The sequence below is a fragment of the Streptacidiphilus anmyonensis genome (assembly GCF_000787855.1).
Classification (GTDB): domain Bacteria; phylum Actinomycetota; class Actinomycetes; order Streptomycetales; family Streptomycetaceae; genus Streptacidiphilus; species Streptacidiphilus anmyonensis.
This window is the reverse complement of the sequence record NZ_BBPQ01000092.1, coordinates 11,160-27,014: the sequence shown is the minus strand read 5'-3', so window position 1 is coordinate 27,014 and position 15,855 is coordinate 11,160. Positions and strand designations below refer to the sequence as shown.

The 15,855-nt window shown below is 71.9% G+C and carries 10 protein-coding genes; 1 reads left to right on the top strand and 9 read right to left on the bottom strand.

Features of this window, described 5'->3' with window-relative positions:
* Positions 1–106 precede the first annotated feature (106 nt).
* From TR50_RS38815 to TR50_RS38775, 9 genes are all read right to left on the bottom strand, one after another.
* Positions 107–367 (bottom strand): hypothetical protein, encoded by a 261-nt coding sequence (locus TR50_RS38815; protein ID WP_042433914.1) that lies wholly within the window; start codon positions 365–367, stop codon positions 107–109.
* A gap of 134 nt (positions 368–501) precedes the next feature.
* Positions 502–852, bottom strand: coding sequence for a helix-turn-helix domain-containing protein (locus TR50_RS38810; protein ID WP_042374105.1), 351 nt, complete (start codon positions 850–852; stop codon positions 502–504).
* 191 nt (positions 853–1,043) lie between these two features.
* The gene (locus TR50_RS38805) at positions 1,044–1,553 is read right to left on the bottom strand and encodes a CinA family protein (RefSeq protein WP_439654276.1); all 510 of its coding nucleotides are present in this window, start codon (positions 1,551–1,553) and stop codon (positions 1,044–1,046) included.
* The gene (gene pgsA, locus TR50_RS38800) at positions 1,553–2,227 is read right to left on the bottom strand and encodes a CDP-diacylglycerol--glycerol-3-phosphate 3-phosphatidyltransferase (RefSeq protein ID WP_084701731.1); all 675 of its coding nucleotides are present in this window, start codon (positions 2,225–2,227) and stop codon (positions 1,553–1,555) included. Before pgsA ends, TR50_RS38805 begins: the two co-directional genes overlap by 1 nt.
* On the bottom strand, positions 2,224–3,756 hold the full coding sequence (rimO, locus tag TR50_RS38795; protein WP_042433910.1) for a 30S ribosomal protein S12 methylthiotransferase RimO: 1,533 nt from the start codon (positions 3,754–3,756) through the stop codon (positions 2,224–2,226). The genes pgsA and rimO overlap by 4 nt, the downstream gene beginning before the upstream one ends.
* 182 nt (positions 3,757–3,938) lie before the next feature.
* Positions 3,939–4,775 (bottom strand): helix-turn-helix domain-containing protein, encoded by an 837-nt coding sequence (locus TR50_RS38790; RefSeq protein ID WP_042433908.1) that lies wholly within the window; start codon positions 4,773–4,775, stop codon positions 3,939–3,941.
* Positions 4,776–5,056: 281 nt separating this feature from the next.
* Positions 5,057–7,858, bottom strand: a complete 2,802-nt coding sequence (locus tag TR50_RS38785; protein WP_042433906.1) for an FtsK/SpoIIIE family DNA translocase — start codon at positions 7,856–7,858, stop codon at positions 5,057–5,059.
* A gap of 134 nt (positions 7,859–7,992) precedes the next feature.
* Positions 7,993–8,769, bottom strand: coding sequence for a response regulator (locus TR50_RS38780; protein ID WP_236654773.1), 777 nt, complete (start codon positions 8,767–8,769; stop codon positions 7,993–7,995).
* A gap of 273 nt (positions 8,770–9,042) precedes the next feature.
* The gene (locus tag TR50_RS38775) at positions 9,043–13,665 is read right to left on the bottom strand and encodes a HAMP domain-containing protein (RefSeq protein WP_084701737.1); all 4,623 of its coding nucleotides are present in this window, start codon (positions 13,663–13,665) and stop codon (positions 9,043–9,045) included.
* A 499-nt stretch (positions 13,666–14,164) separates the two neighbouring features.
* On the opposite strand from TR50_RS38775, the gene TR50_RS38770 reads away from it, so the two are divergent.
* Positions 14,165–15,855, top strand: a 1,691-nt coding sequence (locus TR50_RS38770) for a GAF domain-containing protein (RefSeq protein ID WP_152648871.1), incomplete at its 3' end; no start/stop codon positions are given.

The following is a 15,855-nucleotide window of genomic DNA, read 5'->3' as shown; positions in this document are numbered from 1 at the left end:
CCCGGGTGCGGCCCACGGAGGCCGTCGGGCCGATTCCGGTGTGGAGAAGGCCGCGCAGAAGGTCACGGCCGTGGGGAAGGTCACGGCCCGCCCCGGGGCGCCCGGTTCACGCCTCCGCGTTCCGCGGGTCCTCGGAGGCCGGCGCGGGGGACGGGACCGCGACCGCGGCCCGGCGATGCCGTCGCGCCGCCCAAGGGCGCGCCTGGACGGGGAGCAGGCTGAGGTTCCAGCCGCCCGCGAAGAGCAGCCCGACACCCGCGGCCTCACGGCCGCTCAGCAGACCGCTCAGCAACAGCGCCCACGCGCCGGCGCTGAGCGCCGCGCACAGCACCCAGACGACGGGCCTGCGCCGGGGTATCGACAGCATCGCTCTCCTCCCGGGACCCGGAAGAGGGACGGAACCACTTTCAACATATCCGCGCCGAGCACGAACGGCCCCTCCCCTGGGCCACACGTGGCTCGGGGGAGGGGCCGTTCACGTCACGACGGCTGCTACGGCTGTCAGGCCGCGACGACGTCCATCGCGCTGGCCTTGGGCACGAGCGAGGGCACGCGTTCCGCCGGCGGCACCGGCACGGGCTCCAGCAGCGCAGGGCGGACCGCCTCGCCGGCGGCCAGCTCGGCGAGCGAGAGCTCGTCGCTGACCTCGCGCATGACCTCGGACATACGCACGTCCAGGGCGTCACAGATCGCGGAGAGCAACTCGGACGAGGCCTCCTTCTGTCCGCGCTCGACCTCCGAGAGGTAGCCGAGCGAGACCCGCGCGGCAGCCGACACCTCGCGCAGGGTGCGGCCCTGGCGCTGGCGCTGCCGACGCAGCACGTCACCCAACAGACGACGGAGCAGGATCATCGGTTGCTCCCTCCTTGGACCGCGGCTCGGAACCTCACAGCCCCACCGTACCGCCTGCCCCGCATCACGTGCGGGGAGCCCGGTCGTGTTCACTCTTGGCTGCATCCATGGCCCCTCCCCTGCTGTTCGCGGTATCGTCCGCGAATCTTTCCGGCCCATCCCTTGTGTTCTTCCCGGTGGGATCGGCGTTCCTAACCCACCGGTTTGCCCTCCAGAGCGCTGAGGAGCAGTTCCACGGCGGCCGAAACCGCCTTGCGTCGGATTGTGGCACGATCCCCTGACAGGCGGAGGGCAGAGACGGATTCTCCACCTTCCCCGTCGCGGGACGTGTACGAGACCGCCACGAAGACCGTGCCGACCGGCTGTCCGTCCTGCGGATCAGGTCCGGCCACGCCCGTCGTCGCCAGCCCGAAGTCCGCGCCCATCAGCGACCGGACGCCCCGGGCCATCTGGGCCACGACGTCCGGGTCGACCGCGCCGCGCGCGGCCAGCAGCTCCGGGTCCACCCCGAGGACGGAACCCTTGAGCTCGGTGGCGTAGGCCGTCACCGAACCGCGGAACGCCCTGGAGGCGCCGGGGACCGCCACGAACTCCGCCGCGAGCAGACCTCCGGTCAGCGACTCCGCCACGGCGAGCGTCGCACCCGCCCGGACCAGCCCGTCGAGCGCCGCCTCGGCGCCCATCGGGCCCGCCTCGCTCATCAGGCGGTGCCCGCCTGCCCGTTCGCGGCCGTCTGACCGGCGCGGGCGGCCAGGCCCGCGCGCCGCAGCACGACCGCCTGACGCACGTAGTCGAAGCCGCTGCCCACGGTGAGCACCACGGCCGCGCCCATGAGCCACCAGCGGGCCGACGCCAGCGGCCCGGTCAGGATCAACACGTACATGCCGACCGCGATTCCCTGGGTCAGCGTCTTGATCTTGCCGCCTCGGCTGGCGGGGATGACCCCGAAGCGGATCACCCAGAAGCGCATCAGTGTGATGCCGATCTCACGGACCAGGATGACCACCGTCACCCACCAGGCCAGATCGCCGAGCACGGACAGCCCGATCAGGGCCGTGCCCATGATCGCCTTGTCCGCGATCGGGTCGGCGATCTTGCCGAAGTCCGTGACGAGGCCCATCCGGCGGGCCAGCTCGCCGTCGAAGAGATCGGTGATCATCGCGATGGCGAAGGAGGCCCAGGCGAGGGCGCGCCACTTGGGGTCGTGCCCACCGCCCGCGAACAGCAGCGCCGCGAAGATCGGCACGATCACCAGTCGCAGCATGGTGAGCAGGTTCGGGATGTTCCACAGGCCCGGTTCGTCGCCCGCCCCGCCCGGCTGGGAAGCCGACGAGGCGCCCGTTCTCGCCGCCCCGCCCCCCGAGGTCTGATTCACGGGCGCTCCCCGACGGCGTCGGCCGCGCCGGCCGCCTCCGCGGAGCCGGCCGTCCCGACGGAGCCGATCACCTCGGCGTAGAGGTCGACGCCCTCGCTCGCGGTGACCTTCGCCTCAACGAAGTCGCCGGCCGCGAGGCCCTCGGTGTCGCCGAGCAGGATCGTGATCCCGTCCGTCTCCGGCGCCTGGTGCGCACCGCGCCCGATCACGCCGTCCTCGCCGTCGTTGGACTCGACCAGCACCCGCACGGTGCTGCCGATGCGCTCCTCGGCCCGCTGCGAGGTCAGTTCCTCCGCGAGGCGGCTGAAGCGGGCGAGCCGCTCGGCGACCTCGTCCTCGGGCAGCTTGCCGTCGTAGTCCGCCGCCTCGGTGCCCTCCTCGTCGGAGTAGCCGAAGACGCCGATGGCGTCGAGGCGGGCATGGGTGAGGAAGCGCTCCAGCTCGGCCAGGTCGTCCTCGGTCTCGCCGGGGAAGCCGACGATGAAGTTCGAGCGGACGCCGGCCTCCGGCGCCTTGGCCCGGATCTGGTCCAGCAGCTCCAGGAACCGGTCGGTGTCACCGAAGCGCCGCATCCGGCGCAGCACGTTCGGCGCCGAGTGCTGGAACGACAGGTCGAAGTAGGGTGCGACGCCCTCGGTGCCCGTCAGCGCGTCGATCAGCCCCGGCCGCATCTCGGCGGGCTGCAGGTAGCTGACGCGCACCCGCTCGACGCCGTCGACCGCGGCGAGCTCGGGCAGCAGGCTCTCCAGCAGGCGGATGTCGCCCAGGTCCTTGCCGTAGGAGGTGTTGTTCTCGCTGACCAGCATGACCTCGCGGACGCCCTGCTCGGCGAGCCAGCGCGTCTCGTTCAGCACGTCGGACGGCCGCCGCGACAGGAAGCTGCCGCGGAAGGCCGGGATCGCGCAGAAGCTGCAGCGGCGGTCGCAACCGGACGCGAGCTTGACCGACGCGACCGGGCTGTCGTCCAGACGCCGGCGGAGCGTGCGCGGCCCGGACGCGGGCGCGAGCCCGTCCGGCAGGTCCTCGATGCTCTTCTCGCTCTCCGGCGCCGGGGTCTCCCCGTGCCCGGGGATCGCGACGGCGTCGGCCGCGGTCTGGCGCTCCACGGGCGAGAGCGGCAGCAGCTTGCGGCGGTCCCGCGGCACGTGGGAGACGTGCTGCCCGCCGGAGAGGATGGTCTGCAGGCGCTCGGCGATGTCCGCGTAGTCGTCGAACCCGAGCACGGCGTCCGCCTCCGGCAGCGCCTCGGCGAGCTCCTTGCCGTACCGCTCGGCCATGCAGCCGACGGCGACGACGGCCTGGGTGCGGCCGTGACCCTTGAGGTCGTTGGCCTCCAGCAGGGCGTCGACGGAGTCCTTCTTGGCGGCCTCGACGAAGCCGCAGGTGTTCACCACGGCGACATCCGCCTCGGCGGCGTCGGCCACGAGCTCCCACCCGTCGGCCTCCAGCCGCCCGGCGAGTTCCTCGGAATCCACCTCGTTGCGGGCGCATCCAAGGGTGACGAGAGCGACTGTGCGGCGATCGGGCATGCCGCCAAGGTTACCGGGCGGCGGAGGTTGCCCTCTCCATGGGCGCGAGACCACCTCAGGGGCGCGGGGAACTGCGCGACAAGCCACCCGCGCACGAAGAGCCCCGAACGTTCAGGGCCATCCGCTCACCAGTGGTTTCTCGCGCAGTTCCCCGCGCCCCTGGGGTCGTGCGACCAGATGTCTCAGCCCGCGACCGGGTCGCCCGGGGTGTAGGTGACGTTGACGACCTGGCCGTCGCCGCCCGCCGTGCCGAGGTCCTTGCCGTTGGCCCAGACGTGGACGCCGCCCGCGTTGCCGAGGACGAACTTCAGCTCCTTGCTGTCCGTGAAGGTCTGGCTCTGCCCCTGGGCGAGATCGCCCTGGAAGATGACCTTGCCGGTGCCGTCCTTCACCATCATCCAGCTGTCGCCGTTCTCGGCCTGCAGCTTCACCGTGACCTTGCCGGCCGGTGCGGCCGCGATCGCGCTGGGCTTGACCGGGGCGGTCGAGGCGGGCGGGAGCGTCGGGTGCAGGACGGGACCGATCGACGGCGTGGCGCCGGAACGGCCGGAGGTGGGGGACGCCGCGGACGCGGTCGTGGTCTTCGGACCGCTCTGGGCGAGGTTGAAACCGATGACGGCCACGACCACGACGATCGCCGCGACCATCGCCGCCGTCCAGTTCGGACGGCGCCGCTCCGCGGAGATCCGGCGCTCGCCGACGTTCTCCAGCAGCGGGACCTTGGCGTCCTGCGGCGCGCCGCCGTGGGCCGCGTCGTAGCGGCGGACCAGCTCGTCGCCGTCGACGCCGACGGCGCGCGCCAGCGCGCGGACGTGCCCGCGGGCGTAGAAGTCGCCGCCGCAACGGCTGAAGTCGTCCGCCTCGATCGCGTGCACGATCGGGACGCGCACCCGCGTCTCCGCGCTGACCTCGTCGACGGTCAGCCCCGCGGCCACGCGAGCGTTACCGAGCACCTGCCCGATGGAGGGCTCGTCCGCAAGCGGTTCTGTCGATCCGGTGGAGGTCGTGCCGGTCGTCACAAGGGGCGCCTTTCGAACGTGGGCGGCCAGGGCTTCGAAGGGGGGCCGCAACCCCCCGAGAACGCCGTCGAAACACCAGTCTAGGGGGCGGGTCTGAGCCTCGCTCAACCGGGATTCGGCCGAAAGGGAGGCTCTGCATCCTGATCGTTATCGGATGCTCCGCGCACCGTCGGCGCACGTGTTGACGGAGTGTCGGAAACCGACACGCGACCGCGCACAGGATGGTTCCCACCCGGTCCACTCAACGACGAAGAGAACCGAACGGACACGCGTACGCGCGCTCATTCCCCCCGGAGAGTGAGCAAAACCCCGTCGAGCTCGTCCGGCTGTACCAGCACGTCGCGGGCCTTGGACCCCTCGCTGGGGCCGACGATCCCGCGCGACTCCATCAGGTCCATCAGTCGGCCGGCCTTCGCGAAGCCGACGCGCAGCTTGCGCTGGAGCATCGAGGTCGAGCCGAACTGCGTGGAGACGACCAGCTCGGCGGCCTGGACCAGCAGGTCCATGTCGTCGCCGATCTCCTCGTCGATCTCCTTCTTCGGGCCCGACCCGACCATGACGTCGCTGCGGTACTCGGCCTGGAGCTGCGCCTTGCAGTGCTCGACGACGGCGGCGATCTCCTCCTCGGTGATGAAGGCGCCCTGCATGCGCAGCGGCTTGCCCGCGCCCATCGGCAGGAAGAGCGCGTCGCCCTTGCCGATCAGCTTCTCCGCACCGGGCTGGTCCAGGATGACCCGGCTGTCGGCGAGCGAGGAGGTGGCGAACGCGAGCCGCGAGGGCACGTTCGCCTTGATCAGACCGGTGACGACGTCCACGGAGGGGCGCTGGGTCGCCAGCACCAGGTGGATGCCGGCGGCGCGGGCGAGCTGGGTGATGCGGACGATCGAGTCCTCGACGTCGCGCGGGGCGACCATCATCAGGTCGGCGAGCTCGTCCACGATCACCAGCAGGTAGGGGTAGGGCGTCAGCACCCGCTCGCTGCCGGGCGGCGGCTGCACCTTGCCCGCGCGCACCGCGCGGTTGAAGTCGTCGACGTGGCGGAAACCGAACGCGGCGAGGTCGTCGTAGCGCAGGTCCATCTCACGGACGACCCACTGGAGCGCCTCGGCGGCCTTCTTCGGGTTGGTGATGATCGGCGTGATCAGGTGCGGCACGCCCTCGTACGCGGTGAGCTCGACGCGCTTGGGGTCGACCAGGACCAGCCGCACGTCCTGCGGCGTCGCCCGCATCAGCACCGAGGTGATCAGGCAGTTGATGCAGGATGACTTGCCGGCGCCGGTCGCGCCGGCGACCAGGACGTGCGGCATCTTGGCGAGGTTGGCCATGACGGTCTGGCCCTCGACGTCCTTGCCCATGCCGACGAGCATCGGGTGCGGGTCGCCGGTGGCGGCCTGCGAACGCAGCAGGTCGCCGAGGTTGACCATCTCCCGGTCGGTGTTGGGGATCTCGATGCCGACCGCGGACTTGCCGGGGATCGGGCTGATGATCCGGACGTCGGGGCTGGCCACGGCGTAGGCGATGTTCTTGGCGAGGGCGGTGATGCGCTCGACCTTGACCGCCGGGCCGAGCTCGACCTCGTAGCGGGTGACCGTCGGGCCGCGGGTGAAGCCGGTGACGGCGGCGTCGACCTTGAACTCGGCGAAGACGCCCATGAGCGAGGCGACCACGTCGTCGTTGGCCTTCGAGCGGGCCTTGCCGGGGCCCCCGCGCGTCAGCAGCTCGACCGAGGGCAGCTGATAGCGGCCGCCGTCGGGCAGCTGCAACTGCTCGGAGCGGTGCGGCAGGCCGTTCTCGTCCGTGGCGGGAGCGGCGTCCTCGGTGCGCGCGGCCGGGACCGGGATCTCGGGCGCGTGGTCCGGCATCGGCGGCGCGTCGACCGGCACGGCGTCGGCCGGAGCCGCGTCCGCGGGCGGGACGTCGGAGGCCGGCGTGCGGTCCTTGACCCGGCCCAGTATGTCGGCGAGGGCGGCCGAGGGATGGACGCCGTGCATGACCGCGCCGTCGAGCTCCGCGGCGGCCGCCGCGGCGACGCCGATGGTGTCGAACGGGTCCGGCTGGTCGGCCGTCTCCGCGGCCGCGCCCACCCGACGGCGCGGTCGACGGCGGCGCGGCGCGACGGCGCCCTCGTTCTCCAGCTGACTGCGCTTGGCCTCCAGCACCGCCCGCTCCTCGGGCGTGCCGGGCTCGCCCTCGAAGTCGTCGGGCCCGCCCACCCCGAAGCCGAGCTCGTCGAGGCCCTCGAGCCCGGCCTCCTCGTCGAAGCCGCCGTACTCGTGATGCGGTTCGATGATCGACAGCCGCTCGCCGAGCAGCCGCAGCCGCTGCGGGATCTGGTTGACGGGCGTGGCGGTGACCACCAGCAGGCCGAAGAAGGAGACGAGCGTCAGGAACGGCACGGCCAGGGCCGGCCCCGCGGCGGCCATCAGCCAGCGGGACGCGGCCAGACCGATCAGCCCGCCGGACTCGCGGATCCGGGCCGCCCCGGCCTGCAGGCTGGGCGCGCCGTAGCCGATGTGGACCAGGCCGAGCACGCCGATGGTCAGCGCGGTGAGGCCGATGACGATGCGTCCGTTGGCCTCGGGCCGCTCGGGGTGGCGCATCAGCCGCACGGCGACGCCGAAGAGCAGCACCGGGACCAGCATGGTCAGCTTGCCGAAGGCGCCCTTGACCACGTCGGTCACGGCGACGCCGAGCCAACCCTGCGGATCGGACCACGATCCGGCGGCGATGAGCAGCGCGAGCGCGACGAGCAGCAGCGCCAGCCCGTCCTTGCGGTGGGCGGGGTGCAGGTTCTTGGCCCCGTTGCCGAAGCCGCGGGCGACCGCGCCGACCCCGTTGGCGACGCCCAGCCAGCTGCCGCGCACGGCACGGTAGGCGATCGGTTTCGGCGGCCTGGGCGGCGGAGCGGCGGGCGCGGGCACGGCCTTCTTGGCCGCCGCCCTCTTCGCGGGGGCCTTCGCCGCCGGCGCTTTCGCCGCGGACTTCGCCGGGGCCTTCTTGGCGGGCGCCTTGGCAGCCGTGGCCTTCTTCGCCGTCCCCGCGCCTCGGGTCTGCGAACCGCTTCCGGACGTGCGTGTGGCCATGGCGTTCAGATTACTAGGGTGACAAGGGACGCAACACGTGCTGCACGACGTTGCTCCGCTCGTGTCGTGCACCGGGTGCGAACCACCCGCCTGTCAAGCGCGACGCGCCGTCAGAACCCTTCCGGAACCGGAGCTCAGGACTCGGGCGTGGCGCCCCTGTTCGGATTGGCGTTCGGGTTGCCGGGCTCCAGTGCGTCGAGCGCACGGCGGAGTCCGGCGAGGCGCCGTTCGAGGTGGGAGGCGGTGGCGACGGCGGCCTGGTCGGCGCCCTCGGCGAGCTGCTTGGTCAGCGCCTCGGCCTGCTCCTCGACGGCGGCGAGCCGGGCGGACAGCTCGGACAGCAGGCCCGTGCCCGGCGGCTGCTCGGCCTCCAACTGCAGGCGCAGCAGCGCGGCCTGCTCCTTGAGCTGGCAGTTCTTCATGTAGAGCTCGACGAAGACGGAGACCTTCGCGCGCAGCACCCACGGGTCGAACGGCTTGGAGATGTAGTCCACCGCGCCCGCCGCGTAGCCGCGGAAGGTGTGGTGCGGCCCGTGGTTGATCGCCGTCAGGAAGATGATCGGGATGTCCCGGGTGCGCTCGCGGCGCTTGATGTGGGCGGCGGTCTCGAAGCCGTCCATCCCGGGCATCTGCACGTCGAGCAGGATGACCGCGAAGTCGTCGTTGAGCAGCGCCTTGAGCGCCTCCTCGCCGGAGCCCGCCCGGACCAGGGTCTGGTCCAGCGCGGAGAGGATCGCCTCCAGCGCGAGCAGGTTCTCCGCCCGGTCGTCGACAAGGAGGATCTTGGCCTTCTGCACCTTGGCCTGCCCTCCTCGCGCCCCCGCCACCGATGTCGCGGCTGTCGCCGCACCCCGGTTCGCGTCGGACTCGTACGTCGCCCGTGTGTCCACCACTGCCCTGCCGACGGTCATGCTAGCCGCACCTCACTGCCCGCACCCGGTGAACTGCCCGCCTCCGGTGACCCAGTCAGTACCGGTAGCAACGCCGAGTGACCTTATCCCGTTCCTGCGCCGCAGAGCCACCACCCTGACAAGTGGGGACAGCTCGATCCTGACGGCCCGTCCGGGGCGCGGGTTCCGGATGGATGCCCGGTGACCCGGCCTTCAACCAGGCCGCCCCGGGAGCCGGACGCATATGCCCGGGGCCCGTGCGGACCTGGACGAACGGCCTCGACCCACCCCTCCTCACCGGCTCTCGGTCCGCAGCCAGTGCCCCATGACGCCGAGCAGATGGTCGGTGTCGACGGGCTTGGTGACGTGGTCCGAGGCCCCCGCGGCGAGACTCTTCTCACGGTCGCCCTTCATCGCCTTCGCCGTGAGCGCGATGATCGGCAGACCCGCGAACTGCGGCATCGCGCGGATCGCCTCGGTCGTGGCGTAGCCGTCCATCTCCGGCATCATGATGTCCATCAGCACCAGGGCGACGTCCTCGTGCTGTTCGAGCACCTCGATGCCCTCACGGCCGTTCTCCGCGTACAGGACCGCCAGTCCGTAGGTCTCCAGCACGCTGGTGAGCGCGAAGACGTTGCGGATGTCGTCGTCGACGATGAGCACCTTCTCGCCGTCGAAACGTCCGGCGAACGGCGCGAACGAGTCCATCTGGGCGTCCTCGTCCCGGCCGCCGTCGACGTCCTGCTGACGGGACGGCTGCTGCGCGGGCGCACCCGCCTGGAGCGGGTTCGCGGTCGGAGCCGGGCCCGTCATCGCTGCGACCGACGGTGCGACAGGCGGTGCGACAGGCGGCGCGGCCTGCGAGGACACCGTCTGCGCCGAGGACGCCTGCGAAGAAACCGAGGTGCGCCCGGGCTTGGAGGGCGCGCGCCGACGCTCGTGCGCCGCCTCGATGACCTCCTGGGCCCACAGCTCCGCCGGGCTCACCCCGCCGCGGCCGCGGACCGCGGCAGCCGTCGCCTCGCCCTCGGGCGCCTCGCGCAGGGGCAGGAACAGCGTGAAGGTGGAGCCGCGGTCCAGCTCGCTCTCGGCGTTGATCTCGCCGCCGAGCAGGCGAGCGATCTCTCGGGAGATCGACAGTCCGAGGCCGGTGCCGCCGTACTTGCGGCTGGTGGTCCCGTCGGCCTGCTTGAACGCCTCGAAGATCTCCCGGAGTTTGTTCTGCGGGACGCCGATGCCGGTGTCGGTGACTGAGAAGGCGATCAGCGGCTCCTCCGGGTCGGAGATCGCGCCGGACTCCAGCATCTGCTCGCGGATCGCCTGCGGCACCGGGTGCTCCCCGCCCGGACCCCCGGCCGGCTGGATCAGCAGCTCGACCGCGCCGGAGTCGGTGAACTTGACCGCGTTGGAGAGCAGGTTGCGCAGCACCTGCTGGAGCCGCTGCTCGTCGGTGTGCAGGGTGACCGGCAGCTCCGGCGAGACCCGCACCGCGAAGTCGAGGCCCTTGTCGGCCGTCAGCGGCCGGAACGTGGCCTCCACGTAGTCGACCAGCTGCACCAGGGCGATCCGGCTCGGCCGGATGTCCATCTTGCCCGCCTCGACCTTGGACAGGTCCAGGATGTCGTTGATCAGCTGGAGCAGGTCGGAGCCCGCGCCGTGGATGGTCTCGGAGAACTCCACCTGCTTGGGGCTGAGGTTGCCCTCGGCGTTGTCGGCGAGCAGCTTGGCCAGGATCAGCAGCGAGTTGAGCGGCGTGCGCAGCTCGTGCGACATGTTGGCCAGGAACTCCGACTTGTAGCGCGTGGAGAGTTCGAGCTGCTCGGCGCGCTCCTCCAGGACCTGCCGGGCCTCCTCGATCTCGGAGTTCTTGATCTCGATGTCGCGGTTCTGCACCGCGAGCTGGTGGGCCTTCTCCTCCAGCTCCAGGTTGGAGCGCTGGAGCTCCTCCTGCCGCGCCTCCAACTCGGCCGAGCGCATCGACAGTTCGGCGGTCAGGCGCTGCGACTCCAGCAGCAGGCCCTCGGTCTTGGTGTTGACGGCGATGGTGTTGACCGTGACGCCGATCATCTCGGCGATCTGGTCCAGGAAGTCCATGCTGATCTTGGTGAAGGGGTTGAACGAGGCCAGCTCGATCACGCCCAGCAGCCGGCCCTCGAAGAGCACCGGCATGACGATCACGTTGACCGGCGCGGCCTCGCCGAGCCCCGAGGCGATCTTCAGGTATCCGGGCGGGGCGTCCTTGAGCAGGATCGGCTTCTTCTCGATCGCCGCCTGCCCGACCAGGCCCTCGCCGAGGTGGAACGAGGTCGGCATGGCGCGGCGCTGGTAGCCGTAGGAGCCGATCAGCCGCAGCACGGTGTCGTGCTCGATCCCGTCCTCGCCGGCCTCGGCGGTCATCTCGTTGCGCAGCGCCGGCATGGCCAGGAAGAACGCGCCGTGCTGGGCGGAGACCACCGGGGTCAGCTCGCTCATGATCAGCGAGCTGACCGCCTCCAGGTCGCGGCGGCCCTGCATCAGACCGGAGATCCGCGCCAGGTTGGTCTTGAGCCAGTCCTGCTCCTGGTTGGTGCGGGTGGTCTCGCGCAGGTTGGCGATCATCTGGTTGATGTTGTCCTTGAGCTCGTCGAGCTCACCGGCCGCGTCCACGTCGATGCGCAGGCTCAGGTCGCCGCGGGTCACCGCGGTGGCGACCTGGGCGATGGCGCGCACCTGGCGGGTCAGGTTGCCCGCCAGCTCGTTCACGGACTCGGTCAGGTCCTGCCAGGTCCCGGCGACGCCGGGTACGCGCGCCTGGCCGCCGAGGCGGCCGTCGGTGCCCACCTCGCGGGCGACGCGGGTGACCTCGTCCGCGAAGGCGGAGAGCTGGTCGACCATGGTGTTGATGGTGGTCTTGAGCTCCAGGATCTCGCCGCGCGCGTCGACGTCGATCTTGCGCGTCAGGTCGCCCTTGGCGACCGCCGTGGTGACCTGGGCGATGTTGCGCACCTGGCCGGACAGGTTGTCGGCCATCAGGTTGACGTTGTCGGTCAGGTCCTTCCAGATGCCGGCGACGCCGGGCACCCGGGCCTGGCCGCCCAGGATGCCCTCGGTGCCCACCTCGCGGGCCACGCGGGTCACCTCGTCGGCGAAGCCGGACAGCTGGTCGACCATCGTGTTCAGGGTGTCCGCCAGCGCGGCCACCTCGCCCTGGGCGTCGATGGTGATCTTCTTCGACAGGTCGCCGCCGGCGACCGCAGTCGCGACCTGGGCGATGTTGCGCACCTGGAAGGTCAGGTTGGACGCCATGCCGTTGACGTTCTCGGCCAGGTCGCGCCAGATGCCCTCGACGCCCTTGACCCGGGCCTGGCCGCCCAGGATGCCCTCGGTGCCCACCTGACGGGCGACCCTGGTCACCTCGTCGGCGAAGACCGAGAGCTGGTCGACCATCGTGTTGACGGTGGTGACCAGCTCCAGGATCTCGCCGCGGGCGTCGACGGTGATCTTCTTCGACAGGTCGCCGCGGGCCACCGCCGTGGTGACCTCGGCGATGTTGCGCACCTGGTTGGTCAGGTTGTTGGCCATCAGGTTGACCGAGCTGGTCAGGTCCTTCCAGGTGCCGGAGACCCCCGGCACCTGCGCCTGACCGCCGAGGCGGCCCTCGGTGCCGACGTCCGTGGCCACCCGGGTCACCTCGTCCGCGAACGCGGACAACTGGTCGACCATGGTGTTCAGCGTCGTCTTCAGCTGGAGGATCTCGCCGCGCGCGTCGACCGTGATGCGCTGCGTCAGGTCGCCGCGCGCCACCGCGGTCGAGACGGTGGCGATGTTGCGCACCTGGAAGGTGAGGTTCGACGCCATCAGGTTGACGTTGTCGGTCAGCCCGCGCCACACGCCGGCGGCGCCGGGGACCATCGCCTGGCCGCCGAGGATGCCCTCGGTGCCGACCTCGCGCGCCACACGCGTCACCTCGTCGGCGAACGCCGAGAGTTGGCCGACCATCGCGTTGATGGTGTTCTTCAGTTCGAGGATCTCGCCGCGCGCGTCGACCTCGATGGTCGACGACAGGTCGCCGCGCGCCACGGCGGTCGTCACCTGGGCGATGCTGCGCACCTGGTCGGTGAGGTTCGTCGCCATCTGGTTGACGTTGTCGGTCAGGTCCTTCCAGGTGCCGGCGACGCCGGGCACCTGCGCCTGGCCGCCGAGCTTGCCCTCGGTGCCCACCTCGCGCGCCACACGGGTGACTTCGGCGGCGAAGCCGGAGAGCTGGTCCACCATCGTGTTGACGGTGTTCTTCAACTCCAGCATCTCGCCCGCGACCTGGGCGGTGACCTTGCGGGAGAGGTCGCCCTTGGCGACCGCGGTGGTGACCAGCGCGATGTCGCGCACCTGCGCGGTCAGCCGACTGGCCATCATGTTGACCGAGTCGGTCAGGTCCTTCCAGGAGCCCGACATGCCGCGGACCCGGGCCTGACCGCCGAGCTTGCCCTCGGTGCCGACCTCCACGGCGAGCCGGGTCACCTCGTCGGTGAACTCCGAGAGCTGGTCGACCAGACCGTTGACGGTCCGGCCGACCTTCAGGAACTCGCCGCGCAGCGGGTGGGAGCCGCCGTCGGGTCCGAGCGCGCGCAGCTCCATCCGCTGCTGCAGATCGCCCTCGGCGATCGAGCCGAGGACGCGACCCACCTCGGCCATCGGCCGGGCCAGGTCGTCGATCAGCGCGTTGGAGTTGTCGATGGCCGCCGCCCAGGCGCCCTCGCAGGGCCCGAGTTCGAGCCGCTCGCCGAGTCGGCCCTCGCGGCCCACCGCCCGGCGCACCCGCGCCAACTCTCCGGTGAGATGCTGGTTACGCTCCGCGACCTGGTTGAAGACGGCGGCGATCTCGGCCATGACCGAGTCCCCGGGCACGGTCAGCCGCCTGCGGAAGTTGCCGTCGCGCATGGCCGTCAGCGCGGTCAGCAGCTTGCGCAGGTCGGCGGCGTCGGCGCCCGCGCCCCTGCCCGACCCGCGACCGGCCTGCCGCGTCCCGCCCGGCTTCGGCTTCGCCGCGACCGCGGTCGCCCTGCTCGAATCCACCGGCCTGCCTCCAGAGTTGCGTTGAATGCCTCGCGACCGCACGGCGCACAGGCCGCGAGACGCATCCCCAACAATCTAACGACCACCAAGGGTTGCGCGGGGGTCCCGGACGGGTATCGGCCCCGCTGGGACCTGATCGCAGCCCTGTGCGGCCTGTCAGGTTCAGATCGAGTCACCGAACGTACCGGCTTCACTCCCCAAGCGGTACCAGGGATCAGTAACCTGGCGGCACGACACGACGTTGGGCCAGTGGCATCGCACAGGTGCCGCTCGGGTCCTGCACGGGTACCGCACAGGGAGTGCCCGTCAGGCGCGGTACGCCGGTAACGTGAGCCCGTAGCCCGGAAGAAGGAGGAGGCGCCTCGTGGGTGACGCCACCGCGCGGGCCGCCGCCACGTTCGAACCGGTCGGCCGCTCCGTCGCCGCCGCGCGCGCCTTCGTCCGCGACACCCTCCAGGGCTGGGGTTTCGGCGAGGTCGTCGACGACGCCGTGGTCCTGGTCAGCGAGCTGGTCACCAACGCGGTCGTGCACGCGGGCACCGCCGCCCGGGTCGAACTGCTGCGCCAGGGCGAGCAGGTACGCGTCGAGATCGGCGACCGCTACCCCCGCCGCGCCCTGCCGATCTACCCCGGCCAGGAGGACGGGTCCGTCGTCACCGCCGAGTTGGAGCGCGAGGGCGGCCGGGGCCTGCTGCTGTGCGCGGCGCTCGCGTCCCGCTGGGGCGTCGACTACACCGCCACCGACAAGCGCGTCTGGTTCACCCTGCAACTGCCGCCGCGCCCCACCGGCACCCGCGTGGCCGGCCCGGTCACGCCCGACGCGCTGCTGCCCGAGGCGGAGGAGCAGGTCCACGTCGCCGTCGTGCAGGTCGACGGCGAAGGGCTGGTCTCCGCGTGGAACCAGGACGCCGAGCTGCTCTTCCAGCACCCCGCCGTCAAGGCGGTCGGCCGTCCCTTCGCCGAACTGGCCGCATGGCCGCAGACACCGGGCACCGGCCTCGGCGTCGACGAGGCGCTGCGGCTCTCCCGCTGGGAGGGCAGCTACGCGATGCGGCGCGGCGACGGCCGCCTGCTCGGCGTCTACGGCGCGCACCTGCGCGTCCGCGACGCCCACGGCAGCCCGTCGACGGTCTGCCTTTTGGTGCGCGAGCAGGAGCGCGCGGTCCTTCAGACGCCGACGCGTCCCGCGGCGTCGGCGTCGTCCGAGAGCGGCGGCCGCCTCGACGGCCCGGCCGTGGACGCCTTCCTCGGCCCGCTGACCGGCGGCCAGGCGCCCGACGACCTCGACGGGCTGCTCCAGCGCACCGTCGAACGCGCCCGCGACCTGCTCGACGGCGACGCCGCCTACCTGCTGCTGGCCACCGACGACGAGACCGAGCTGGAGGTCCGTGCCAGCTGCGGGCTGCCCGCCGGGCGGCAGCGCTTCGCGCGGGTGCCCGTCGAGCCCGGCATGGGCCGGTTCAGCTCCGCGCGGCTCCCCACCGTCCACGAGGACCTGGTCGACTCCCCCGGCGCGGCTCCGCTGCTGGGCGGCACCGGCCTGCGGTCCGTGGTGACGGTCCCGCTGAAGGTCGAGGGCCGGCTGACCGGCTCGCTCGGCGTGGCCGCGCAGTCGCCCGGCCAGTACCGCAACGAGGACGCGCTGCGGCTCCAGTTCGCGGCCGACCGGATCGCGCTGGCGGTCGAGAGCGCCCGCCTGACCGAGCTCGAACGGCTGCGGCGCGGCTCGCTGTCGTTCCTCGTCGAGGCCTCCGACCTGCTGGCCGGCACCCTGGAGCGGGACCAGACCCTCGCGCTGGTCGCGCAGATGACCGTGCCGACGCTGGCCTCCTGGTGCGCCGTCTACACCACGTCCACCGGCGTCGACCCCACCGTCCCCGAGCTCGCCTACGTGCTGCACGAGGACGAGGAGCAGATCGACGGCCTGCGCGCCCTGCTGGAGAGCATCGCGCCGCCGGAGCCGCTGAACACGCCCGGCGCCCGCGACTGGCCCGCGGCCACGGACGCCGCGCAGGACGCGGCCCTGCGCGCCGCCCTGCGCGCCCGCACCCAGGG